Annotated in this window: 26 protein-coding genes; 4 read left to right on the top strand and 22 right to left on the bottom strand. The window is 57.6% G+C overall.

What is annotated here, in order from left to right; all coding sequences use genetic code 11:
- Positions 1-9: 9 nt before the first annotated feature.
- Positions 10-1668: a glucose-6-phosphate isomerase gene (pgi, locus tag IE089_RS14525; RefSeq protein ID WP_189478559.1), complete on the top strand. Its 1659-nt coding sequence runs from the start codon at positions 10-12 to the stop codon at positions 1666-1668.
- Positions 1669-1689: 21 nt separating this feature from the next.
- Here pgi and IE089_RS14530 read toward each other — a convergent pair whose 3' ends face one another.
- From IE089_RS14530 to IE089_RS14545, 4 genes are all read right to left on the bottom strand, one after another.
- Positions 1690-3039, bottom strand: a complete 1350-nt coding sequence (locus IE089_RS14530) for a phosphohexomutase domain-containing protein (protein WP_189478560.1) — start codon at positions 3037-3039, stop codon at positions 1690-1692.
- 4 nt (positions 3040-3043) lie between these two features.
- On the bottom strand, positions 3044-3871 hold the full coding sequence (gene galU, locus IE089_RS14535; protein ID WP_189478561.1) for a UTP--glucose-1-phosphate uridylyltransferase GalU: 828 nt from the start codon (positions 3869-3871) through the stop codon (positions 3044-3046).
- Positions 3872-3910: 39 nt separating this feature from the next.
- Positions 3911-5320, bottom strand: a complete 1410-nt coding sequence (locus IE089_RS14540) for a mannose-1-phosphate guanylyltransferase/mannose-6-phosphate isomerase (RefSeq protein WP_189478562.1) — start codon at positions 5318-5320, stop codon at positions 3911-3913.
- 83 nt (positions 5321-5403) lie between these two features.
- Complete coding sequence (locus IE089_RS14545) at positions 5404-5565, bottom strand: hypothetical protein (RefSeq protein WP_189478563.1); 162 nt, start codon at positions 5563-5565, stop codon at positions 5404-5406.
- On the opposite strand from IE089_RS14545, the gene fabA reads away from it, so the two are divergent.
- Positions 5559-6074: a 3-hydroxyacyl-[acyl-carrier-protein] dehydratase FabA gene (gene fabA / locus IE089_RS14550; RefSeq protein ID WP_189478564.1), complete on the top strand. Its 516-nt coding sequence runs from the start codon at positions 5559-5561 to the stop codon at positions 6072-6074. The genes IE089_RS14545 and fabA overlap by 7 nt on opposite strands.
- A 4-nt stretch (positions 6075-6078) precedes the next feature.
- Positions 6079-7305, top strand: coding sequence for a beta-ketoacyl-ACP synthase I (gene fabB / locus IE089_RS14555; RefSeq protein ID WP_189478565.1), 1227 nt, complete (start codon positions 6079-6081; stop codon positions 7303-7305).
- A gap of 32 nt (positions 7306-7337) precedes the next feature.
- On the opposite strand, the gene IE089_RS14560 is transcribed toward fabB, so the two are convergent.
- From IE089_RS14560 to IE089_RS14580, 5 genes are all read right to left on the bottom strand, one after another.
- Positions 7338-8540 (bottom strand): molybdopterin molybdotransferase MoeA, encoded by a 1203-nt coding sequence (locus IE089_RS14560; RefSeq protein ID WP_189478566.1) that lies wholly within the window; start codon positions 8538-8540, stop codon positions 7338-7340.
- 31 nt (positions 8541-8571) lie between these two features.
- Positions 8572-9102, bottom strand: coding sequence for a molybdenum cofactor biosynthesis protein B (gene moaB, locus IE089_RS14565; protein WP_189478567.1), 531 nt, complete (start codon positions 9100-9102; stop codon positions 8572-8574).
- A 2-nt stretch (positions 9103-9104) separates the two neighbouring features.
- Entirely contained in the window at positions 9105-9983 is an 879-nt protein-coding gene (locus IE089_RS14570) for a sugar nucleotide-binding protein (RefSeq protein WP_189478568.1), read from the bottom strand.
- 50 nt (positions 9984-10033) lie between these two features.
- On the bottom strand, positions 10034-10549 hold the full coding sequence (gene ssb / locus IE089_RS14575) for a single-stranded DNA-binding protein (protein ID WP_189478569.1): 516 nt from the start codon (positions 10547-10549) through the stop codon (positions 10034-10036).
- 104 nt (positions 10550-10653) lie between these two features.
- Complete coding sequence (locus IE089_RS14580) at positions 10654-11856, bottom strand: MFS transporter (protein ID WP_189478570.1); 1203 nt, start codon at positions 11854-11856, stop codon at positions 10654-10656.
- Positions 11857-12013: 157 nt separating this feature from the next.
- On the opposite strand from IE089_RS14580, the gene uvrA reads away from it, so the two are divergent.
- Positions 12014-14860, top strand: a complete 2847-nt coding sequence (uvrA, locus tag IE089_RS14585) for an excinuclease ABC subunit UvrA (protein ID WP_189478571.1) — start codon at positions 12014-12016, stop codon at positions 14858-14860.
- On the opposite strand, the gene IE089_RS14590 is transcribed toward uvrA, so the two are convergent.
- The 13 genes from IE089_RS14590 to rplF form a co-directional block, all read right to left on the bottom strand.
- On the bottom strand, positions 14861-15733 hold the full coding sequence (locus IE089_RS14590; RefSeq protein ID WP_189478572.1) for an SMP-30/gluconolactonase/LRE family protein: 873 nt from the start codon (positions 15731-15733) through the stop codon (positions 14861-14863). It abuts the gene before it with no gap.
- Positions 15734-15971: 238 nt separating this feature from the next.
- Positions 15972-16361, bottom strand: coding sequence for a 50S ribosomal protein L17 (rplQ, locus tag IE089_RS14595; RefSeq protein ID WP_189478573.1), 390 nt, complete (start codon positions 16359-16361; stop codon positions 15972-15974).
- Positions 16362-16423: 62 nt separating this feature from the next.
- Complete coding sequence (locus IE089_RS14600; protein WP_189478574.1) at positions 16424-17428, bottom strand: DNA-directed RNA polymerase subunit alpha; 1005 nt, start codon at positions 17426-17428, stop codon at positions 16424-16426.
- Between the two features lie 39 nt (positions 17429-17467).
- Positions 17468-18088: a 30S ribosomal protein S4 gene (gene rpsD / locus IE089_RS14605; protein ID WP_189478575.1), complete on the bottom strand. Its 621-nt coding sequence runs from the start codon at positions 18086-18088 to the stop codon at positions 17468-17470.
- 14 nt (positions 18089-18102) lie between these two features.
- Positions 18103-18495 (bottom strand): 30S ribosomal protein S11, encoded by a 393-nt coding sequence (gene rpsK, locus IE089_RS14610; protein ID WP_189478576.1) that lies wholly within the window; start codon positions 18493-18495, stop codon positions 18103-18105.
- 76 nt (positions 18496-18571) lie between these two features.
- Positions 18572-18928 (bottom strand): 30S ribosomal protein S13, encoded by a 357-nt coding sequence (gene rpsM / locus IE089_RS14615; protein ID WP_189478577.1) that lies wholly within the window; start codon positions 18926-18928, stop codon positions 18572-18574.
- Positions 18929-19073: 145 nt separating this feature from the next.
- On the bottom strand, positions 19074-19190 hold the full coding sequence (gene rpmJ / locus IE089_RS14620; RefSeq protein ID WP_075998814.1) for a 50S ribosomal protein L36: 117 nt from the start codon (positions 19188-19190) through the stop codon (positions 19074-19076).
- Positions 19191-19219: 29 nt separating this feature from the next.
- Positions 19220-20548: a preprotein translocase subunit SecY gene (secY, locus tag IE089_RS14625; RefSeq protein WP_189478578.1), complete on the bottom strand. Its 1329-nt coding sequence runs from the start codon at positions 20546-20548 to the stop codon at positions 19220-19222.
- On the bottom strand, positions 20549-20983 hold the full coding sequence (rplO, locus tag IE089_RS14630) for a 50S ribosomal protein L15 (RefSeq protein WP_189478622.1): 435 nt from the start codon (positions 20981-20983) through the stop codon (positions 20549-20551). It lies immediately after the preceding gene.
- Positions 20984-20998: 15 nt separating this feature from the next.
- Positions 20999-21181, bottom strand: coding sequence for a 50S ribosomal protein L30 (gene rpmD / locus IE089_RS14635; RefSeq protein ID WP_189478579.1), 183 nt, complete (start codon positions 21179-21181; stop codon positions 20999-21001).
- 18 nt (positions 21182-21199) lie between these two features.
- The gene (gene rpsE, locus IE089_RS14640) at positions 21200-21712 is read right to left on the bottom strand and encodes a 30S ribosomal protein S5 (protein ID WP_189478580.1); all 513 of its coding nucleotides are present in this window, start codon (positions 21710-21712) and stop codon (positions 21200-21202) included.
- Positions 21713-21721: 9 nt separating this feature from the next.
- Positions 21722-22072: a 50S ribosomal protein L18 gene (gene rplR, locus IE089_RS14645; RefSeq protein ID WP_189478581.1), complete on the bottom strand. Its 351-nt coding sequence runs from the start codon at positions 22070-22072 to the stop codon at positions 21722-21724.
- Between the two features lie 10 nt (positions 22073-22082).
- Positions 22083-22610, bottom strand: a complete 528-nt coding sequence (gene rplF, locus IE089_RS14650; RefSeq protein WP_189478582.1) for a 50S ribosomal protein L6 — start codon at positions 22608-22610, stop codon at positions 22083-22085.
- Positions 22611-22623 lie beyond the last annotated feature (13 nt).

Consider the following 22623-nt stretch of genomic DNA (forward strand, 5'->3'; position numbering starts at 1 on the left):
AACGTTGTCATGGCGCCCATACTGCAGCTCTTTGAGCGGAAGGCCTATCCCAAACTGGTTGAAGATGCAGCAACCATGCGCTCGATACCCATCGAGTCCCTGTTCGTCGACCAGCCAGACCGAAGCACCACCTACAGCGCGAGCGCTGCTGGCCTCACCCTGGACTTTTCCCGTCAAGCCGTTACCGATGACATTTTGACCCACCTGGTGGCGCTCGCAACTGAAGCCCAGTTACGCGACGCCTTTGCCGCGCTGCGTCAGGGCAGCACTGTTAACGCCACGGAAAACCGTCCTGCGTTGCACACGCTGTTGCGCAGTAACAGCGCCCCCGAGGGCCTCCCCAATGAGTACGCGGCGGTGGCCGAAACCCGACGGCGCATGCAGGACTGGTCTGAGCACATTCGTTCAGGCCGGCACACGGGCTTCAGCGGTCAGCCGATCACTGATGTCGTGAACCTCGGCATAGGCGGTTCTGATCTCGGCCCGCGGCTGGTTAACGATGCACTGCAGGTGTTCGACGGCAAGATAGATGCCCATTTCGTGGCGAATGTAGATCCCGCTGCATTGCAAGACGCACTGCTTGGCTTATCGCCTGAATCCACACTGTTCGTTGTCTGCTCCAAGTCTTTCGGCACGGAGGAGACAATCACCAATGCCCGGGCTGCGCGCAGTTGGTTGCTGCAAGCGGGCGCTGAAGCGTCTGCATTGGGGGCGCACTTCCTGGCGATTACCACCGACATTCAGGCAGCAGCAGACATGGGCATTCCCGAGGACCACTGCCTGCCACTCTGGGACTGGGTGGGGGGGCGATACTCGCTGTGGTCTGCCATTGGCCTGAGCTGCGCCATCTCGCTGGGCTGGCACACATTCTCTGAACTGCTGGCTGGCGCGCAGCAGATGGACGAGCACGTCGAAGCGGCGGTCCCCGGGCAAAACCTCGCGGTCCTGATGGCATTGCTGGAGGTCTGGAACACTAACTTCCTGGGCGCCGACAGCCACGTGGTACTCCCCTACTGTGAGGGGCTTGGCTACTTACCCGAATTCCTACAGCAATTGACGATGGAGAGTAACGGCAAGCGCGTGGATGTACTGGGCAGGGAACTGAAGAGCGACAGTGCACCCATGCTGTGGGGCGCAGCCGGCACCATGGGACAGCATTCCTTTCACCAGTTACTGCATCAGGGCACACGCACCTTCAGCGCCGACTTCATCTTGCCCCTGACTACGCACACAGGCATGACAGAACAACACGGCCGACTCGTGGCCAATTGTCTGGCACAGAGCCGGGCGATGACGGTCGGTCGCACTGAACAGCAGTGCATCGATAGCCTACTGGCGCGGGGCGCGGGTGAGGAACGTGCACAGGCTCTGGCGACGCACCTGGCAATACCCGGTAACCGGCCACACAGCCTGATCACAATGGATGCATTAACCCCGCGTTCGCTCGGTGCATTGCTGGCGCTGTATGAACACCGCACTTATTTCAGCAGCCTGCTCTGGGGGATCAACGCCTTTGATCAGTGGGGCGTGGAACTGGGCAAGGACATCAGTGGCAGCATTTATGAGGTCATGCAGAACACCCGACCGTCGGTAGATCTCGATACCGTGACGCTGAAACACATCGCCGCCTGGCGTGCCGCGAACGACCGCGCCAAGCAACAAGATTAGCCTGGCGCTGGGTTGGCTGCCCTAGCCGTCGATCATCGCCAGCAGTTCGGCGGTTTTTGCCTCCATCAGCGCGGCATCCCCGCGACTCTCAACATTCAGTCGCACAACTGGCTCGGTATTGGACATGCGCAGATTGAAGCGCCATTCGTCGAAACTCATACTCAGGCCATCGACCTTCTCCACCGAAGCGGCGGCGCCCGTATAGGCTGACTCCACGGCCTGCAAGACCGACTGCGGGTCATCAATCGTGCGATTGATCTCACCACTGCAAGGGTAGGCCGCCATGCGCTCGGCAACCATCTCTGCAAGCGATTGATTGCGGCTGGCCATCAGTCCCGCGACCAGCAGCCATGGGATCATACCGCTGTCGCAGTAGGCGAAGTCCCGGAAATAGTGGTGAGCGCTCATCTCGCCACCGTAAACCGCATTCTCCAGACGCATCCGCTCTTTAATGAATGCGTGCCCGGTTTTGCTCTCGATAGCCTTGCCGCCCATTGATTCAACGATCGCCTGGGTGTTCCACGTCAGTCGCGGGTCGTGCACAACGGCACCGCCGGGCTCCTGCCGCAGAAATGCCTCAGCCAGCAGTCCCACCAGGTAGTAGCCCTCAATGAAGTTGCCGTCGTGGTCAAAGAAAAAGCAGCGATCGAAGTCACCGTCCCAGGCGATACCGAGATCGGCCCCCTGTTCACGAACCGCCGCGATCGTGGCTTCCCTGTTTTCGGGTAACAGAGGATTCGGCACCCCGTTGGGAAAATTACCGTCGGGTTCATGATGCAGTTTGGTAAAGCTGAACGGCAGGTGCGGTTCCAGCAGATCGATCACGCGACCTGCACCCCCGTTACCCGCATCCACCACAATCTTCAGTGGCTTTAGCGTCGGCACATCAACATAGCTCAGCAATTGAGCAACATAGTCAGCGTCGGTATCCAGCGCGTGCAACTCACCGCGCTGCGCTGCTGCGGTGAAGTCATTGCGCTCGGCAAGGGCCTGAATATCAAACAGCCCGGTATCGCCGCTGATAGGCTTGGAGCCTTCGCGCACGAACTTCATGCCGTTGTAATCCTTGGGATTGTGACTGGCAGTGACGGCGATACCGCCATCCATTTTGGCGTGGGACGTGGCGAAGTAAATCTCTTCGGTGCCGCACAGGCCGATATCGAATACGTCTACGCCCTGATCACGCAGACCGTTACTCAATGCGCCCTTGATCGCTTCGCTGGTAAGACGAATATCGTGCCCCACCACCACGCGCTTCGGCTTGATCACTTCGGCATAGGCCCGCCCTATTCGATAGGCAATGTCCTCATTGAGTTGATCCGGAATCCGGCCACGCACATCGTAAGCCTTGAAACAGGTAATCTTCTCCACCGAATCAGTCCTTGCCGTAGTAGTTTTCGTAAACGAAGTTTGTGGCTTCCACGAAACCAGGCACGCTGCCGCAGTCGAAGCGCCGACCCTGGAATTTGTAAGCCATCACGCAGCCCTTGCGCGCCTGTGTTTGCAGTGCATCGGTCAGTTGCACCTCGCCATTAGCACCCGGCGGGGTATCACGAATGATGTCAAAAATATCCGGGGTCAGAATGTAGCGACCAATGATCGCCAGGTTCGAGGGCGCATCGGCGGCATCGGGCTTCTCGACCATCTCATCGACTCTATAGATGCCGTCCTTGAGGCTCTCACCGGCGATCACACCGTATTTGTGCACTTCGTCCACGGGGACTTCCTGGATCGCCACAATTGAGCAACGAAACTGGTTATACAGCTCCGCCATTTGCGCCAATACGCCGGCACCGTCGTTCAGGCAGAGGTCGTCCGATAAAAGAACGCCGAAAGGCTCGTTACCAATGAGCGGTTCGCCGGTGAGAATGGCATGGCCCAGGCCCTTCATTTCACGCTGGCGCACCATGGTGAACACCCCCTGATCCAGTACATCGCGAATACTGTTCAGGTAGGTTTCCTTACCGGTGCCTGAGATCTGATGTTCCAATTCGTAAGAAATATCAAAGTGGTCGGCGATGGCACGTTTGCCGCGCCCGGTAACCAGCGCACAATTGCGCATGCCCGCCTCAATCGCTTCTTCAACGCCGTACTGCACCAGTGGCTTGTTCACCACCGGCAGCATCTCCTTGGGCATGCTCTTGGTGGCGGGGAGGAACCGGGTGCCATAACCGGCCACCGGGAACAGGCATTTCTTGATCATTACGCGAACTCTCCTTCTCTCGCTGAGCGCGACTGCGCCTTAACTGCTGCGACCATAAACATCTTCAAAGCGAACGATGTCATCCTCGCCTAGATAGGTACCCGACTGCACCTCGATCAACTCCAACGGGATACGACCCGGATTAGCCAGGCGGTGCTTGTGGCCCAAGGGAATATAGGTGGATTCGTCTTCGCCCAGCATGAACACCTTATCCTCGCAGGTCACCTCCGCTGTTCCGGCTACCACAATCCAGTGCTCAGCACGGTGATGGTGCATTTGCAGGGACAGGGTTTGACCCGGGTTAACGACTATGCGCTTGACCTGAAAGCGCTCAGAAACGATCAGAGATTCGTAGGAGCCCCAGGGACGGAACACGCGATGATGCAGAGACGCCTCGCTGCGCTCTTCGCGCTTCAGGCGATTAACAATCTTCTTTACGTCCTGGACCCGGTCCCGGTCTGCGACCAACACGGCATCAGCAGTTTCCACGACAACTAAATCACTGACGCCTGCTGCCGCGACCAGCCTGGATTCACTGCGAAAATAGCTGTTGGTGCTGTCTTCCAAAACAACGTCGCCCTTACTGACATTACCGCTGTCGTCACGCGCACCAACGTCCCACAGGGCCGACCATGCGCCCACATCGCTCCAGCCGCAGTCCAGTGAAACCACACCGCCCAGCGCGGTTTTCTCCATGACGGCATAGTCGATGCTGTCACTGGGGCAAGCTCGAAATGCCGCAGCATCAGGTCGCACGAAATCCATATCCCGTACGGCTGTTGCCATGGCTGCACGACACTGCTCAGCCATAGCCGGCGCCTGAGCGTCCAATTCCTTCATATAGGTGGAGGCATTGAGCAGGAACATGCCGCTGTTCCACAGGTAGTCGCCGCTGGCAAGGTATGCCGCAGCCGTCTCAGCGTCGGGCTTCTCTACAAATTGCTCCAAATCGAACAAATCGTCCGCCAGAGCCTCACCGCATTTTATGTAGCCGTAACCCGTCTCCGGCTGAGTGGGGACCACGCCGAAGGTCATCAAGCGGCCTGCCTGCGCCTGCGGCAGGGCCTTGGCCACTGCGGCAACAAATGCGTCAGGATCGGTGATCACATGATCCGCTGGCAGCACCAGCAAGACAGACTCTGCGTCCGCCTCCAAAGCACGCAGCGCAGCCAGTGCGACCGCGGGGGCGGTATTCCTGCCCTCAGGCTCCAATATCAGGGCATCCGGATTCACGGCCATTTCGCGCAGCTGCTCCGCCACCATAAAGCGGTGCTCTTCATTGCAAACCACCACAGGCGCCGCCGCATCCAGACCCTGAGTGCGGGCTAGCGTGTCCTGCAACATAGAGGCCTCACTGGCCAGTGGCAGGAACTGCTTGGGGTGAGCCTCTCGTGAGACAGGCCAAAGCCGGCTGCCTACGCCACCAGAGAGGAGAACAGGAATCAACATATGGGGTCCTTGCTACGGAAAACTGCGGGGTGGGTGCCATCCGAACGGCCATTATTGCCACCTAATAACGCGCTGTACCCATGTTAAACAAGGCGTTCCCGAATGGCCAGCCACCCACGAAACAGGCTGGACTTGTCACCCACAGGCATTAGAATGGCAGCGCTTACAGCCCCATCAACTGATGCGCCTTCACCGCCTGCGACTGTTTTGAGCAATGCGGGCGACAACTGGAAAATCCATGACACAACAAAGCTCATATACCAAGGAAGAATTGGTTGCCTGCGGCCACGGCGATCTGTTCGGCCCGGGTAACGCCCAACTCCCCACCGACAACATGCTGATGTTGGATCGTATCGGTCATATTAGCTCTGAAGGCGGAGAGTATGGGATGGGAGAGATTGTTGCCGAGCTGGATATCCATCCGGACCTCTGGTTCTTCCAGTGCCACTTCCCCGGCGACCCCGTTATGCCCGGATGCCTTGGCCTCGATGCCATGTGGCAATTGGTGGGCTTCTTCCTCGGCTGGCGGGGTAACCCCGGACGCGGCCGCGCGCTGGGGTCTGGCGAAGTCAAATTCACGGGCCAGATTCTGCCATCAGCCACCAAAGTGGAATACCGCATTAACATGAAGCGGGTTATCGAACGCAAGCTGGTCATGGGAATTGCCGATGGCTCTGTTTCGGTGGACGGTCGCGAGATCTACACCGCCAAAGACTTGCGCGTGGGCTTGTTCACTTCAACGGAGAGTTTCTAGGGCAATGACGAAGCGGGTTGTTATCACCGGGTTGGGCGTCGTTTCCTGCCTGGGCAACGATGCCAAGGCGGTCACCGAATCGCTGTTTCACGGCACTTCGGGTATCAGCACTCGGCAAGAGCAAATCGACATTGGCATGCGCTCTCATGTAGCCGGCGCACCGGATATCGATATTCCCTCGCTCATTGATCGCAAACAGCTGCGTTTCATGGGCGATGCGGCAGCTTATGCCTACATCTCAATGCAGCAGGCTATCGACGACGCTGGGCTGACTGAAGATCAGGTTTCCAACGTTCGCACAGGCATCATCGCCGGCTCCGGCGGGGCATCCTCTGCCAGCCAAACCGAAGCTGCTGATATTCTCCGTGACCGTGGCCTGCGGCGCGTAGGTCCCTATCGCGTCACCCAGACGATGGGCAGCACCGTGTCTGCCTGCCTGGCCACCCCTTTCAAAATCAAGGGTGTGAACTACTCCATCTCCTCTGCGTGTTCTACCAGTGCACATTGCATCGGCAATGCGATGGAGCAAATCCAGATGGGCAAGCAGGATGTGGTGTTCGCCGGCGGCGGCGAGGAACTCCACTGGACCTTAAGCAGTCTGTTCGATGCGATGGGGGCACTGTCCACCAAGTACAACGAAACACCCGAGCGGGCATCACGCGCCTACGACGCTGACCGGGATGGCTTTGTTATTGCCGGTGGTGGCGGCATGTTGGTGCTGGAATCACTGGAGCACGCACAAGCACGAGGCGCCAAGATTTACGCTGAAGTGGTGGGCTACGGCGCCACTTCAGACGGCTATGACATGGTTGCGCCCTCGGGCGAAGGCGCCGTGCGCTGTATGCAGCAGGCACTGGCCACTGTGGAAGGCCCGATTGACTACATCAATGCTCACGGCACCAGTACACCGGCGGGTGATATTCAGGAGCTCAAGGCCGTACGTACTGCCTACAGCGATCAGGATCACATTCCTGTCATTGGCTCGACCAAGTCACTCTCTGGCCATTCACTGGGGGCTGCGGGTGTACAGGAGGCAATCTACGCATTGCTAATGCAGCAGAACAACTTTATCGCTGCCTCCGCCAATATCGAGACCTTGGATCCCGAGGCTGAGGGCCTACCCATCGCTACCGAACGGCACGACAACGTGGATTTGCAGCGAGTCATGTCTAACAGCTTCGGTTTTGGCGGCACCAACGCGTCGCTGGTGTTCCAGAAGTTCACCGACTGAGCGGCACGCTCACCTGTCCTGTCTGGCGGTGGTTAGCCAGACAGGAGATCCAGCAAAAATACCTCCACCGTATCGCCGGGCGAAACCGTCATTCCGGGTGGGATGACGGCGAGTACATTGGATCGGCTGACGGCGCTTAACACACCGGAGCTTTGGTTCTCGCCCACACTGACACGCATCACCTCCCCATCAATCGATAGAATTGCTCGCAGATATTCCTGACGGGTGCCGACCCGGGTTATCGAAAAATCAGCGCGAGCGCGAACGGATGGCGGCTCTATTTCAGCACACCCCTGACGCTTGAGCAGGTAGGGCCGCGCAATCAGACAGAAGGTCACAAAAACGGAACTGGGATTGCCGGGCAGCCCGATAAAGGGCGTGCCCTGCACATGACCGAAGGCGAGAGGTTTGCCGGGCTTTATAGCCAGCTTCCACAGTCCCAACTCACCCAGCGACCGCACGGCGTCCTTGACGTGATCTTCTTCACCCACCGATACGCCACCGCTGGTTATAACAACATCGGCAGAGGCCGCTGCGCGAGACAGAGCCTCTCGCGTACCGGCCGCATCGTCATCGACGATGCCACCATCGATAACTTCCATGCCCAACCCCTGCAGCAAACCCTGCAAGGTGTAGCGATTGGAGTTATAGAGTTTGCCGGGGGACAGTGGCTGGCCCGGTTCCAGCAGTTCATCACCCGTGGAAAGAATGGCCACACGCAAAGGCCGGTACACACGCACAGTGGCAACGCCCACAGATGCTAGCATGCCCAGATCCTGCGGCCGCAGACGCCTGCCTGGCGCCAGTAGTTGTTCGCCGGCCTGGATATCCTGACCCGCGCGACGGATGTGCTGGCCCTCACGCACATCAGCAGTGATGGTGATCACACCCTCATTGAGTACACAGTCTTCCTGCATCGCCACGGCATCGGCCCCCTCTGGCACCGTGGCCCCGGTAAAAATACGCGCGGCTGTCCCAGGCGTGAGCGGCTCGGGCACCGCGCCGGCGGCTATGCGTTGGGAGACTGCCAGTGCCTGACCGGCATCCTTGGCGCGCAGGGCGTACCCATCCATGGCACTGTTGTCTTCGCCAGGCACCGCAATGTCGGAAGTGACCGGCGCGGCCAATACCCGACCCAATGCCTCCTGCAGGCGCACACTTTCAACCACGTCCATGGGCTGGGCGCGCTCCAGAATATGGTCCAGAGCGTCAGCCAGAGGGGTTAGCTTTTTCATATCGCGCGCCGGGTGTTGTCCTTATCAGCGGCTATGCCGAGCCTGCCCTAGCGTTCAGTACCCCAACGAAATTACAAGGGCGATGAGCACTGTCCAGCTGCTCGGCGATGATGCCGTTCCACGCAGTGCGGCAGGCACCCGTCGAACCGGGCATGCAAAAGATGACGGTGTTGTTAGCGAAACCGGCCAGGGCCCTGGACTGAATCGTGGAAGACCCAATTTCATCAAACGACAGCGCTCTGAAGACCTCACCAAAGCCTTCAATCTGCTTGTCGAAGAGAGGCGCAGCTGCTTCAGGTGTCGAGTCGCGGCCCGAGAACCCGGTACCACCCGTCACCAGCACCGCATGCACGCTGTCATCTGCGATCCACTGGGAGAGCGCCGCCCTGATCCGGTAGATATCATCAATCACAATCAAGCGCTGTGCGACGCTGTGACCTGCTGCCGCCAAGGCTTCAGCAAGAAAATCACCCGACGTATCGTTAGCTGCGGTGCGGGTATCTGAAACCGTGAGCACTGCGACGTTCAGGCCCAATGAAACACCGTCTGTGGCTTTAGCCATAACTATTCTTCCTCTTGTTGCCGCGCAATGTCGTAATGTGCGCGCACAGCCGCGCTGACGAAACCGCGCCAGGGCACCTGCTTAATCGCGAAATGATTGCGCAAACGACTGCAGTCCAGCACGCGATGGATAACCGGTGCTTCGTCCGGTGCCAGCGCCAAACGAACGGACTCAGCGTCATAGCCCCAGTACTGCGAGGCAGCCGCCAATACAACCTCAGCAAACTCATAGCAGTTGGTCGGGTCCGAGCTGCAGTAATGGAAATTGCCCCAATTTTCAGCGCCTGCACTGACCTGGTCCAGCATACCGGCCATCACGCGGGCCGCTTCCCCGGACTCAACGGGGCAACCTATGCGGGTGCCGGGCAAAGCGATATCGCCACCCTCAGCGAAATGCGCCAGGAATTGGGTCAAGGCATTGTCGCCGTGGTGGGAGAACACCTGTCCGAGACGCAGCACCAAATGGGAATCACAGGCTTGCCGGATGCTCGATTCTGCGTCTCGCAGGAGGGTGCCCGCTTCATCAGCCGCATCTGGCTCATCGACTTCCCGGTAAAGTCGCTCCTGCCAACCTGAGAAAACGCGGTCGCTGGAAACAAAAAAGTAGATGATGTCACCGCGCGAACAGGCCTTGGCTAACCAATGGCTGCGATCACTGTCATGATCACGAAGTTGGGCGCCTGCGTCGTTTGCCGCATGGAAGCGTAGATCGAGGATGGCATCGGGTTCCGCTCGGCGAACCGCTTTCTTAGCCTGACGTTCGCTTTTCCAGCGACTGGCAGTAAAGCTCAGTGCTTCCACCTCATGACGCCCCCAGCGTAGCAAATGAGACTGTAGTGCTTGTCCCAATGCACAATCGACACCCAGCAAAAGTACCCGCATTCAGTTATGCCGCTGCGTTGAGGGGGTTCCACATTCCCGGGTGCCCGAAATCAGAACGGAATATCGTCATCAACTGGAAAATCAGAAGGTGGGGCAGCAGGTGCCTGCTGCTGTGGCGCGGGAGCTGAACGCTGGGGTTGCTGCGCGGGCGCGTCGTACCCGCCCTGAGCAGGCCCCCGCCCGTAGTTATCGCCACCCATTGCGCCGCCAGCGCCATCCATCGCGCCGCGACTATCAAGCATCTGCATTTCACCGGCCACTATCTCTGTGGTGTAACGGTCCTGGCCGGACTGGTCTTGCCATTTACGGGTGCGCAGGGCGCCTTCGACATACACCTTGGAACCCTTGCGCAGGTACTCACCAGCGATTTCCGCGAGACGATTAAAAAACACAATACGGTGCCACTCGGTCCGTTCCTGTGGCTGACCGGTCTGCTTGTCTTTCCAGGTTTCGGAGGTGGCCAGTGAAATGTTGGTGACGGCTGAGCCAGACTGCGTATAGCGCGTCTCCGGGTCATTACCCAGATTGCCCACCAGAATGACTTTATTGATTCCCCTTGATGCCATTTTGGCCCCCTGAAACGCGTTGCAAAGCAGTGATTATAGAAACCACGACTATAGCAATCCGCTCATGCGTTTGCACCAGAGGGAGAGGCTTTAAGCGCTCTGAATCAGGCAGTTTCAGCCCTATTGGCGCCAGGCACAGGCTCGAGACGGACCAACAGCGCCAGCCATAGGAGGCCCGGCAGCACACAGGCGATGGCGAGGCCCACAGGACCACCCACCGACAGAGCTGCACCGCCTGCCACACCGCCGAAAAAGGCGCCAAGGAACTGGCTGGTGGAAAAAGCGCCCATCGCCGTACCTTTGAGCGAAGGCTGCGCTTGCTTGCTCACCAGCGACGGCAGGGTGGCTTCCAGGTAATTGAAAGCAGCGAAAAAGGCGACCAGTGCCACCCAGTAAACAAGCATTCCTCCACCCAACACCAGGGCGGCGACTGACACAAGCAGCAGGCTGATTGCGATGGCCATTGCCAGGCGTAATCGCCCGTAGCGCTCACCCAGGCGCATAAGAGGCAGTAGACCCAGCACCGACAGGAATAGCACAGGGAGGTATACCTGCCAATGGGCATCGCGCGGGATAGCAAGCTCGGCTTCCATCGCAGCCGGCACCACCAGGAAGCTGGCCATCAGCACGTAGTGCAGACAAAAGACCCCAAAATAGATGGGGGCCAGCGCGGGCGACGCGAACATTGCCAGCACCTGTCCTCGCTGCACGGTCTGGGGCACCTGAACGGCTGCGGGTGGCTTGGGCACCATAAACACAACAACAGCGACCCCGATCAAAGCCAGCCCCGCTGTCACTGAAAAGACCAGCGACAAGCCGCCGGCGGCCGCCAGCAGCGGTCCAATAACGAGTGCAATCGCAAAAGAGGCGCCGATACAGGCACCGATGATGGCCATGGCTTTCGTGCGCTGTTCTTCGGAAGTCAGGTCCGCGGCCAGCGCCATAACGGTGCCAGCGATGGCACCCGCGCCCTGCATAAACCGACCAATGACAATTCCCGTGAGTGAATCTGCAACTGCCGCAATCAGACTACCCAACGCGAAGAGCAGCAACCCAGCAACGATCACCGGCTTGCGACCCACGCGGTCAGACAACCAGCCCAGCGGTATCTGCAGTGCGGCCTGGGTCAGTCCGTAGGCACCCAGCGCCAATCCGATAGCCATCGGCGTCGCACCGGGTATATCGGTAGCGTACAGGGCCAGCAGGGGCAGAACCATAAACAGGCCCAGCATGCGAAAGCTGTACAGCAGGGCAAGCGAGAGCACGGCTCTGCGCTCACCGCGAGACATGGGATTACGGGTAATCACGGATAACTCAAGAGTTGATTGGTGCTAGTTTACCAGTAAGGAAACACCACAGCATCTGCCCGGCGCCTGACCACGTATTTATTTGCAGCGGCTTTGCCTGCTCATCAGGCGAGGCTCTATACTGGGACGTTTACTTTCAGGACACCTCGATTCAGTAATGGACACCATACAGGTCCGCGGCGCACGCACGCACAACCTCAAGAATATCGACCTCGATATCCCGCGCGACAAACTGGTGGTGATCACCGGTTTGTCGGGATCAGGCAAGTCGTCCCTCGCCTTCGATACGCTCTATGCCGAGGGTCAACGGCGCTACGTAGAATCCCTGTCCACGTATGCCAGGCAGTTCCTATCGATGATGGAAAAACCGGACATGGACCATATCGAGGGCCTGTCGCCGGCGATTTCCATTGAACAGAAATCCACGTCTCATAACCCGCGCTCCACTGTCGGCACCATTACGGAGATCTACGATTACCTGCGTCTGCTGTTTGCCCGAGTGGGTGAACCCCGCTGCCCAGACCACGATGTGAATCTGGAAGCCCAGACCGTCAGCCAGATGGTTGACGCTGTGCTGGCGCTACCGGAGGGCAGCAAGCTGATGCTGCTGGCGCCGGTGATCCGCGAGAGAAAGGGTGAGCATCTGCACGTTTTCGAGGAACTGCGCGCTGCGGGCTTTGTGCGCGCGCGCGTAGACGGCATTGTGGTTGACCTCGACGATGTACCCACCCTGGAGAAGAACAAGAAGCATCGGATCGAAGTCATCGTGGATCGTTTCAAGGTGCGTGAGGATCTGGGCCTGCGCCTGGCAGAGTCCTTTGAAACAGCCCTGGATCTTACCGACGGTTTGGCCTCCGTGGTGTATATGGACGGTGATGGCGACGACCTCTTGTTTTCTGCCCGCTTCGCCTGCCCAGTTTGTGGCCACAGCATTGATGAGTTGGAACCGAGACTGTTTTCCTTCAACAACCCGGCCGGTGCCTGCCCCTCCTGCGACGGGCTCGGCATCAAGCAGTACTTCGATGAAAGCCGTATCGTTCAGCACCCGGAAGCAAGTCTGGCAGAAGGCGCCATCCGGGGCTGGGACAGGCGCAATGTGTACTACTTTCACATGCTCAGCTCCCTGGCAGAGCACTACGACTTTGACATCGATCTGCCTTTCGAAAAGCTCTCGAAAAAGCACCGGCAGGTCATCCTGCACGGCAGCGGTAAAGAAGAGATCGCTTTTGCGTATGTGAATGATCGCGGCGATGTCTTCCAGCGCACGCATTCCTTTGAAGGCATCATTCCCAACATGGAGCGCCGCTACCGGGATACCGACAGCCAGTCGGTGCGTGAGGACCTGGCCAAGTTTCTGGCGACAGCGCCCTGCCCTGACTGTCACGGTACGCGCCTGCGACGCGATGCCCGACACGTATTCGTCGATGAGCGCACTCTACCCTCCGTGACCGGCATGGCCGTGGGCGATGCACAAGCCTACTTCGAGCAACTGGTGTTGGATGGCCGCAAAGGCGAAATTGCCGACAAAATCGTAAAAGAGCTGCGTGCACGCTACCGCTTCCTGGTAGACGTGGGCCTGAATTACCTCACCCTGGACCGCAGTGCAGAAACCCTGTCTGGCGGGGAAGCTCAACGAATTCGACTGGCCTCGCAGATTGGCGCGGGGCTCGTTGGCGTCATGTACATCCTGGATGAACCTTCTATTGGCCTGCACCAACGCGACAATGAGCGATTGCTGAACACGCTGACCCATCTTCGCGACCTCGGCAATACCGTGCTGGTGGTGGAGCATGACGAAGATGCAATCCGCACGGCGGACCACATTATCGACATCGGCCCGGGCGCAGGCGTACACGGTGGCGAGATCGTTGCTGAGGGACCACTGAAAAGCATTATCAAGAGCAAAGACTCCCTCACAGGCGACTACCTCTCAGGCAAACGCAAAGTCGAGATTCCCTCGCAGCGGCATGCACCCGACCCCGATCGGATGTTGGTGCTAAGCGGCGCTAGCGGCAATAACCTGAACGACGTCACGCTGGAGATCCCGATTGGTCTGCTCACCTGTGTCACTGGTGTTTCGGGATCCGGGAAATCCACGCTGATCAACGCCACCCTCTATCCCCTGGCAGCAACCGAGCTGAATGGCGCAACGACGCTCAATCCAGCCGCGCACGAGGCAATAGCCGGGCTGGATCTGATCGATAAGTGCATTGATATTGACCAAAGCCCCATCGGTCGCACACCACGCTCTAACCCCGCCACTTACACGGGCATTTTCACCGCCATCCGCGACCTGTTTGCTGGCACTCAGGAAGCGCGTTCACGGGGCTACAAACCTGGCCGATTCAGCTTTAACGTAAAGGGCGGCCGCTGTGAGGCCTGTCAGGGCGACGGTGTCACCAAGGTAGAGATGCACTTCCTACCAGACATTTACGTGCCCTGTGACGTCTGTAAGGGCAAGCGCTACAACCGCGAAACCCTGGAGATTCGCTACAAAGGCAAGAACATCCACGAAGTCTTGGACATGACAGTTGAGGATGCCCTGGCATTTTTTGAAGCCGTGCCGGCGATAGCCCGTAAGCTACAAACGCTCATGGATGTAGGTTTGTCCTATATTCGCCTTGGGCAGGCCGCCACCACACTGTCGGGAGGCGAGGCCCAGCGCGTCAAACTGTCCAGAGAACTGTCAAAGCGGGACACTGGCAACACGCTTTATATACTGGATGAGCCCACAACCGGCCTGCATTTTGAGGACATCAAGCAGTTGTTAGAAGTGCTGCACCGACTGCGGGACCACGGCAATACCGTCGTCATCATCGAGCACAACCTCGATGTCGTAAAAACCGCAGACTGGGTGGTCGATCTGGGTCCGGAAGGCGGTAGCGGCGGTGGCCAGATTGTCGCCACCGGCACACCTGAAGCGGTTGCCAAGGTGAAGGGCTCACACACCGGGCGATTCCTAGCACCCATGCTGAAACCAAAGAAGGGGCGCAAGGCGGCCTGATCAGGGACAGCCTGCACCGGGGCTCTCCACTGCTATAGCTTCCACTCGGCCCGCACGTTCGCGGGTCGCCACTTGTTTGTCAGCGCCCTTGGCCGTCATCGCGAACAATTGACGTCCATCCTCTCCACCTAACATGCAGGCATAGCAGTTTTGCGTGGTTTGCACACGCCTCACCGCACGTCCGCCTTCTGACACAAGAAAACATTCGGGGGCCAGGGCATTGGCGACCCAGACGTTACCTTCGGCATCCAGAGCAATACCGTCCGGTGCAATGCCTTCCAGTGCCGCCCAAACCCGCCTGTTGGCCAGTGTGCCGTCGGCCGTGATATCGAACGCCGTAAGGCGAGCACCGAGTGTTTCGGCAATAATCAGTGTGTCGCCGTCAGGGGTAATCACAGTGCCATTGGGAAACGCCATATCGGCAGCGGCACAGTGAGCACTGCCATCGGGATCGACTCTCACGAGGTTGGTGGTGGAAACATCGGCCAGCACGCGCTCCATGCCCTGACTGCGGATGGCGGTATCCAGATCAAAGCCAAAATTGCCCACCCAGGCCCTACCCTGGTTGTCGACAGTCATGTCGTTGCACATAAAGCGCGCCAAGTCTGTAAGGTCCGCATGCACCACAAATCCGGTTGGTGTTTCGCGCAAAACCTGCAGCCGCTGCATAGCGACCACTAATAGAGCCCCGTCGGGCAGCCACCCAAGGCCAGATGGCTGGTCGTCAAAGGTATGCTCAGTGCGAACATCACCGCTGGTGCCCATAGACTTCACCGCATGATCGTAGAAATCACTGAACCAAAGGCGACCGGCGTGCCAACGTGGCCCCTCTCCGAAGTACAGCCCCTCTGCAACAATCTGTGTGTCAGCCATGTCTGTCTCCCGTGTTTCGTGAAGCATATCAGGACTGGAGACATATCGGTCGGGCCGCGTCCGGTCGGGCCGCGTCCGGTAGGGCCGCGATCATTCGCCGGAGTCACCGCATTGCCTGAATCCTGTTCCCGAGAAACCGCGGCAACCAGATTGTTGTCAGGAGAGGCGTTTCAAATTGCGGGCAAAAAAAAGCCGGGCAACGCCCGGCTTTTTCATTCAGGAGATGGAGAGGCCTGAATTAATCTTCGTCGCCATCAAACTGCTCGGGCTGAGGACGATCAACCAGCTCAACATAGGCCATGGGCGCCTTGTCGCCAGCGCGGTAGCCGCACTTGAGAATGCGGATGTAACCACCGGGGCGCGCCTGGTAGCGCGGCCCGAGCTCACTGAAGAGCTTGCCCACTGCGGCCTTATTGCGCATACGGTCGAACGCCAGGCGACGGTTAGCCACGCTGTCTTTCTTCGCCAGCGTAATCAGGGGCTCCGCATAGCTGCGCAGCTCCTTCGCCTTGGGCAAAGTGGTTTTAATGAGTTCGTGCTCAACCAACGAGATGGTCATGTTGCGGAACATGGCCTTGCGGTGCGAGCTGTTACGATTCAACTGACGTCCACTGTGACGATGACGCATTTTTCCAATCCTATAATGTCTGTGCTATCGCAGCACTTTCTAGCAATTCGGTGGGGTGCGCATTAAACGCTAAGCACCCGCTCGTCGTTCTTCAGGCTGGCGGGGGGCCAGTTGTCCAGGCGCATACCCAGAGACAAACCGCGTGATGCCAGCACATCCTTGATCTCGGTGAGAGACTTCTTACCCAGGTTCGGGGTCTTCAGCAGCTCAACCTCAGTACGCTGCACCAGATCGCCGATGTAGTAAATGTTTTCCGCCTTGAGACAGTTGGCTGAACGTACGGTCAGCTCCAGATCGTCAACCGGGCGCAGCAGAATGGGATCAACCTCATCCTCTTCCACCAGCGCTTCAGATTCGGACTCAGACTCGAGGTCTACGAAGACAGCCAGCTGCTGCTGCAGAATCGTCGCTGCACGACGAATGGCGTCTTCAGGGTCGATGGTGCCATTGGTTTCCAGATCCAGAACCAGCTTGTCCAGGTCAGTACGCTGCTCTACACGGGCTGCTTCTACCACGTAGGAAACGCGGTGAACGGGTGAAAACGTAGCGTCCAACTGTAGACGGCCAATGGAACGGGTTTCCTCTTCGGGATTCTCACGAGAATCCGCAGGCGAGTAGCCACGACCACGAGCGACGGTCAGACGCATCATAATGTCTGAGTTGTCGTTCAGGTGGCAGATCACGTGCTCCGGGTTACGGATCTCGATATCGTGATCAACCTGAATATCGCCAGCTGTTACCGGGCCAGGACCTTTTTTGGTCAGGGTGATTTCAGCCTCGTCCTTGCCGTTCATCACAAGGGCAACACCCTTGAGGTTCAGCAGGATCTCAATAACATCTTCCTGTACGCCCTCGATGGCAGAGTACTCATGCAGTACACCATCGATTTCGACTTCGGTGATCGCGCAGCCGGGCATGGACGACAGCAGAATACGACGCAGGGCATTGCCCAACGTGTGGCCAAAGCCACGCTCCAGCGGCTCCAGAGTTACCTGGGCGCGGGTTCCGCTCTTCTGATCGACGTCGATCTTGTGCGGAGTCAGTAATTCTTTAACAGCACTTTGCATAGGGCACCTGTAGCTAAGTATTCGTTACTTGGAAGCGGATTACTTGGAGTAAAGCTCCACAATCAGGTTTTCATTGATCTCTGAGGACAAGTCCTGACGATCAGGTACCGCTTTGAACACACCTTCGAGCTTAGTGGCGTCAACTTCAATCCACTCAGGCTCGCCACGCTGTGCTGCAAGCGCCAGGGCAGACTGAACGCGCAGCTGCTTCTTGGCCTTTTCGCGCAGTGATACAACATCACCGGCTTTCACCTGGTACGAGGCGATGTTTACCACTGTGCCATTCACAAGGATGGCCTTATGAGCAACCATTTGACGCGCTTCTGCGCGCGTAGCGCCAAAGCCCATACGGTAAACAACGTTGTCCAGACGGCTCTCCAACAGCTGCAGCAGGTTCTCACCGGTTGCACCCTTCAGGCGGGCCGCTTCCTTGTAGTAGTTACGGAACTGCTTTTCCAGAACGCCATAGATGCGACGTACTTTCTGCTTTTCACGCAACTGAATGCCATAGTCAGACAGGCGGCCACGACGGGCACCGTGCTGACCGGGCGCTGATTCGGGTTTGCACTTGCTATCGAGTGAACGAACACCGCTCTTAAGGAACAGGTCGGTGCCTTCGCGGCGCGACAGCTTACACTTGGGTCCAATATATCTAGCCATGATATTTCTTCCTATTACACGCGACGCTTCTTGGGCGGACGACAACCGTTGTGAGGCACAGGCGTCACATCGGTAATGTTGCTGATCTTGTAGCCACAAGCATTCAGCGCACGTACTGCAGATTCACGACCGGGCCCAGGGCCCTTAACGCGAACATCCAGATTTTTCAGACCATACTCTTTTGCCGCTTCGCCAGCGCGCTCTGCTGCTACCTGAGCAGCGAATGGCGTGCTCTTGCGAGAGCCGCGGAAACCGGAACCACCAGCCGTCGCCCAGCTCAGGGTATTACCCTGGCGGTCGGTGATAGTAATAATGGTGTTGTTGAAAGACGCGTGGACGTGGGCGATGCCGTCTGCCACTGTCTTGGTGATTTTCTTACGAGTGCCTTTGGCACCTGGCTTAGCCATAGTTAATTCCTACTTTAATATCAACACTGCGCTACGGCGCAGCTACACTAAAAAGGATTCGCTGTTCGGTATCGAATTACTTGCGAATCGGTTTGCGCGGGCCCTTACGGGTACGTGCATTTGTCTTGGTGCGCTGACCGCGCAGCGGCAGACTGCGACGATGACGCAGACCGCGATTGCAGCCCAGATCCATCAGACGCTTGATGTTCATTGACACTTCACGACGCAGATCGCCTTCCACGGTCATTTCAGCGACCTTGGAACGCAGTGAATCCATCTGCTCTTCAGTGAGCTGCCCGATCTTGTCGCTTTCTGCAACACCGGTTTCGGCACACAGGCGCTTAGCCTGGGTACGGCCGACACCGAAGATGTAGGTCAGCGAGATAACAGCATGTTTGTTATCGGGTATGTTGACGCCGGCAATACGAGCCATCCAACTTTCTCCAAATACTCAAATTGACGCATAGCGTGCCCACGCACGCACTCCAAGCCCCTGATTTAACTCAGTTTTGTGGACCGGAGGCGAAAGGCGCAGCATTCTAGCGATATCGTTTCAAAAAATCAACAGCAGCAGCGAATCAGCCCTGACGCTGCTTGTGGCGGGGATCGGTGTTACAGATCACACGCACCACGCCTTTGCGACGGACGACCTTGCAGTTCCTGCAGATCTTTTTCACAGAAGCACGTACTTTCATCTCTACTCTCTCCGTTGTCCGACCGCGCTTTAACGAATGCGACCGGAACCACCATAATTCTTCAAGTTGGCCTTCTTCATCACCGAGTCATACTGGTGAGACATCAAGTGACTTTGCACCTGGGCCATAAAGTCCATGACAACCACAACAACGATCAGCAACGAGGTACCACCCAGATAAAAGGGCACGTTCCACGTTACAACCAGGAACTGAGGCATCAGGCACACCAGCGCAATGTACGCTGAGCCGAAGACCGTCAGTCTGGTCAACACGCCATCAATGTAGTTGGCGGTTTGCTGACCCGGGCGAATACCAGGCACAAAGGCACCGGAACGCTTCAGGTTGTCAGCCACTTCCTGCGGGTTGAACATCAACGCCGTATAGAAGAAGCAGAAAAACACAATAAACACCGTGAACAACAAGATGTTCAGCGGCTGACCGGGACCAATAGCCACGGCCAAATCCTGCAGCCAATCAGCGCCATCACCACTACCCATCCACTGGGCAATCGATGCCGGGAACAGCAGGATGGAGCTGGCGAAAATTGCGGGGATCACACCCGCCATATTCACCTTCAGCGGCAGATGCGAGCTCTGCGCCTGGACCATCTTGCGCCCTTGTTGGCGCTTGGCGTAGTTCACCGTAATGCGACGCTGGCCGCGTTCGATGAACACAATCATGTAAATCACCGCAATGGCCAGTGCGAGGATAAACAGGAGAATCAGAATATTGATTTCACCCTGTCGCGCCTGCTCCAGCGACTGCCCGATCGCCGCCGGCAAACCCGCGACGATACCGGCGAAGATAAGCAGTGATATACCGTTACCCACGCCCTTCTCTGTAATTTGCTCGCCCAGCCACATCATAAAGACGGCGCCAGTGACCAGGGAGGTAATAGCGATCACAAAAAACAGGATCGAAGTGTCATATGACATTCCCTGGTTGGCCATGCCCACAGTCATCCCTGTGGCCTGAACAATGGCCAGCACTACCGTCAGGTAGCGCGTGTACTGGCTGATCTTACGGCGGCCAGCCTCGCCCTCTTTCTTCAACTGCTCCAGCTGCGGTGTTACCGCTGACATCAGCTGCATAATGATGGATGCAGAGATGTAGGGCATGATGCCCAGCGCCAAAATACTCATACGCTCCAGGGCACCGCCCGAGAACATATTGGCCAGCCCCAGAATCGTGCCCTGGTTCTGGTTAAACAGGGCCGCCAGCTGGGCGGGGTCTATACCGGGTACCGGTATATGCGTACCGATCCGGTAAACAATAATGGCCAGTAAAACAAAACGAAGGCGAGCAAAGAGCTCGCCCATGCCTGCCTTATTGACCCCTGGCAGCTGACCTGTCGCCATTTAGTCCTCTACTTTTCCGCCTGCCTGCTCGATCGCTTCGCGCGCACCTTTGGTGACCGCGAGACCCTGGATCGTAAGCGCTCGGCTTAGTTCGCCAGACAGGAATACACGTGCGCGTGTCACGTTCTCTTTGACCAGGTCAGCCGCTTTAAGTGCCGCCAGATCTACAGTATCGCCATCTACCTTGTTCAACTCACCGAGACGAACTTGCGCAGTGGTGCGACCAATACGGGAAGAGAAGCCATACTTGGGCAGACGCTTCTGCAGAGGCATTTGACCACCCTCAAATCCGGGTGCAACCTTGCCGCCAGAGCGGGACTTCTGACCTTTGTGGCCGCGTCCTGCGGTTTTACCAACGCCGCTACCAATGCCGCGACCAACGCGCTTGGCATTTTTGCGGGCACCTGGCGCGGGGCTCAGGGTATTCAGTCGCATTACTTCAGACATTGTTTAATCCTCAACCCGTACCAGGTAGTTAACCTTGTTGATCATGCCGCGTACCGACGGGGTATCTTCAACTTCGACCGTGTGACCAATACGACGCAGACCCAGGCCTGCAACGCACGCCTTGTGGTTCTTCAGGCGACCATTGGTGCTCTTGATCTGCGTGACCTTGATAGTTGCTTTAGCCATGACTGATCAGCTCGCTAATTAGTTCAGAATTTCTTCGACGGACTTGCCACGCTTGGCTGCCACGTCTTCGGGTGCTGCCATGTCGCGCAGGCCATTAAAGGTTGCACGCACCACGTTCACCGGATTGGTAGAGCCGTAGCACTTCGCCAGTACGTTGTGTACGCCAGCAATTTCAAGCACGGCGCGCATAGCACCACCAGCAATAACGCCGGTACCTTCAGAGGCAGGCTGCATGTACACCTTTGACGCGCCGTGGCTCGCCTTAACCGGGTACTGGATCGTGCCATTGTTCAGCTCTACGCTGATCATGTTGCGACGTGCAGCTTCCATTGCCTTCTGGATGGCGACAGGCACTTCACGCGCCTTACCGCGACCGAAGCCAACCTTACCGTTGCCGTCGCCTACTACTGTCAGTGCGGTAAAACCAAAGATACGACCACCTTTGACCACCTTGGCAACACGGTTGACCTGAACCAGTTTTTCCTGGAGGTCACCATCCTGTTGCTGCTTCTTTTGATCGTTGAAAGCCATAGTTCTACCTTAGAATTCCAGTCCACTTTCACGCGCTGCGTCGGCCAGTGCCTTAACGCGCCCGTGGTACTTGTAACCGCCGCGATCGAAAGCCACTTTCTCGATACCGGCTTCCTTGGCACGCTCAGCAACCAGCTTACCTACAGCAGCAGCAGCTTCTACGTTGCCTGTCTTGCCACCACGCAGATCAGAATCCAGCGTGGAAGCACTCGCCAGCACCTTGTCGCCACTGGCAGCAATAATCTGCGCATAGATGTGACGCGGGGTGCGGTGCACACTCAGGCGGTTAACGCCCTGGGTGCGCATGCGGATGCGTGAGCGACGTGCGCGACGCAGTCTTGAATCGTTCTTTGCACTCATCTCAACTTACCTACTTCTTCTTGGCTTCTTTACGACGAACGTACTCGTCTGCGTAACGAATGCCCTTACCTTTGTAAGGCTCCGGCGGACGGTAGGCACGGATCTCAGCCGCTGCCTGGCCCACGGCCTGCTTGTCGATACCCTTAACCACAACCTCTGTCTGGCTGGGTGTTTCGGCGGTGACACCTTCTGGGAGCTCGTGATCAACCGGGTGGGACAGACCCACAGTCAGGTTGACGCTCTTACCAGATGCCTTGGCACGATAACCAACGCCGTTCAGTACCAGCTTCTTCTCCCAGCCTGCGCTTACGCCAACAACCATGTTGTTGATCAGCGCACGAGTAGTACCCGCCATGGCTTTGGCCTTGTCACTGTCATAAGCGACATTCAGAACGTTGTCGTTCTGATTGACCTGCACGCCCTCGGTCAGGGAGAGCTCCAGGGAACCTTTACTTCCCTTTACGGTGAGCTGGCTGCCGTCAACTTTGACTTCGACGCCACTGGGCAGCTCGACCGGATTATTTGCAACTCTAGACATGTCTATTGCTCTT

The organism is Parahalioglobus pacificus (assembly GCF_014652275.1).
In the GTDB taxonomy this organism is placed as follows: Bacteria; Pseudomonadota; Gammaproteobacteria; order Pseudomonadales; family Halieaceae; genus Parahalioglobus; species Parahalioglobus pacificus.

What these genes read in the sequence shown, in the direction of transcription:
- secY (WP_189478578.1), bottom strand. Translation starts at nt 20,548, where the DNA reads ATGGCGACAGGTCAGCTGCCAGGGGTCAATAAGGCAGGCATGGGCGAG.
- ssb (WP_189478569.1), bottom strand. Translation starts at nt 10,549, where the DNA reads ATGGCATCAAGGGGAATCAATAAAGTCATTCTGGTGGGCAATCTGGGT.
- rpmJ (WP_075998814.1), bottom strand. Translation starts at nt 19,190, where the DNA reads ATGAAAGTACGTGCTTCTGTGAAAAAGATCTGCAGGAACTGCAAGGTC.
- rpsE (WP_189478580.1), bottom strand. Translation starts at nt 21,712, where the DNA reads ATGGCTTTCAACGATCAAAAGAAGCAGCAACAGGATGGTGACCTCCAG.
- rplF (WP_189478582.1), bottom strand. Translation starts at nt 22,610, where the DNA reads ATGTCTAGAGTTGCAAATAATCCGGTCGAGCTGCCCAGTGGCGTCGAA.
- IE089_RS14540 (WP_189478562.1), bottom strand. Translation starts at nt 5,320, where the DNA reads ATGTTGATTCCTGTTCTCCTCTCTGGTGGCGTAGGCAGCCGGCTTTGG.
- pgi (WP_189478559.1), top strand. Translation starts at nt 10, where the DNA reads ATGGCGCCCATACTGCAGCTCTTTGAGCGGAAGGCCTATCCCAAACTG.
- moaB (WP_189478567.1), bottom strand. Translation starts at nt 9,102, where the DNA reads ATGGCTAAAGCCACAGACGGTGTTTCATTGGGCCTGAACGTCGCAGTG.
- galU (WP_189478561.1), bottom strand. Translation starts at nt 3,871, where the DNA reads ATGATCAAGAAATGCCTGTTCCCGGTGGCCGGTTATGGCACCCGGTTC.
- rpsM (WP_189478577.1), bottom strand. Translation starts at nt 18,928, where the DNA reads ATGGCTCGTATTGCCGGCGTCAACATACCCGATAACAAACATGCTGTT.
- rpmD (WP_189478579.1), bottom strand. Translation starts at nt 21,181, where the DNA reads ATGGCTAAAGCAACTATCAAGGTCACGCAGATCAAGAGCACCAATGGT.
- rpsD (WP_189478575.1), bottom strand. Translation starts at nt 18,088, where the DNA reads ATGGCTAGATATATTGGACCCAAGTGTAAGCTGTCGCGCCGCGAAGGC.
- fabB (WP_189478565.1), top strand. Translation starts at nt 6,079, where the DNA reads ATGACGAAGCGGGTTGTTATCACCGGGTTGGGCGTCGTTTCCTGCCTG.
- IE089_RS14590 (WP_189478572.1), bottom strand. Translation starts at nt 15,733, where the DNA reads ATGGCTGACACACAGATTGTTGCAGAGGGGCTGTACTTCGGAGAGGGG.
- uvrA (WP_189478571.1), top strand. Translation starts at nt 12,014, where the DNA reads ATGGACACCATACAGGTCCGCGGCGCACGCACGCACAACCTCAAGAAT.
- rplR (WP_189478581.1), bottom strand. Translation starts at nt 22,072, where the DNA reads ATGAGTGCAAAGAACGATTCAAGACTGCGTCGCGCACGTCGCTCACGC.
- IE089_RS14560 (WP_189478566.1), bottom strand. Translation starts at nt 8,540, where the DNA reads ATGAAAAAGCTAACCCCTCTGGCTGACGCTCTGGACCATATTCTGGAG.
- rpsK (WP_189478576.1), bottom strand. Translation starts at nt 18,495, where the DNA reads ATGGCTAAGCCAGGTGCCAAAGGCACTCGTAAGAAAATCACCAAGACA.
- IE089_RS14570 (WP_189478568.1), bottom strand. Translation starts at nt 9,983, where the DNA reads ATGCGGGTACTTTTGCTGGGTGTCGATTGTGCATTGGGACAAGCACTA.
- fabA (WP_189478564.1), top strand. Translation starts at nt 5,559, where the DNA reads ATGACACAACAAAGCTCATATACCAAGGAAGAATTGGTTGCCTGCGGC.
- rplQ (WP_189478573.1), bottom strand. Translation starts at nt 16,361, where the DNA reads ATGCGTCATCGTCACAGTGGACGTCAGTTGAATCGTAACAGCTCGCAC.
- IE089_RS14600 (WP_189478574.1), bottom strand. Translation starts at nt 17,428, where the DNA reads ATGCAAAGTGCTGTTAAAGAATTACTGACTCCGCACAAGATCGACGTC.
- rplO (WP_189478622.1), bottom strand. Translation starts at nt 20,983, where the DNA reads ATGCGACTGAATACCCTGAGCCCCGCGCCAGGTGCCCGCAAAAATGCC.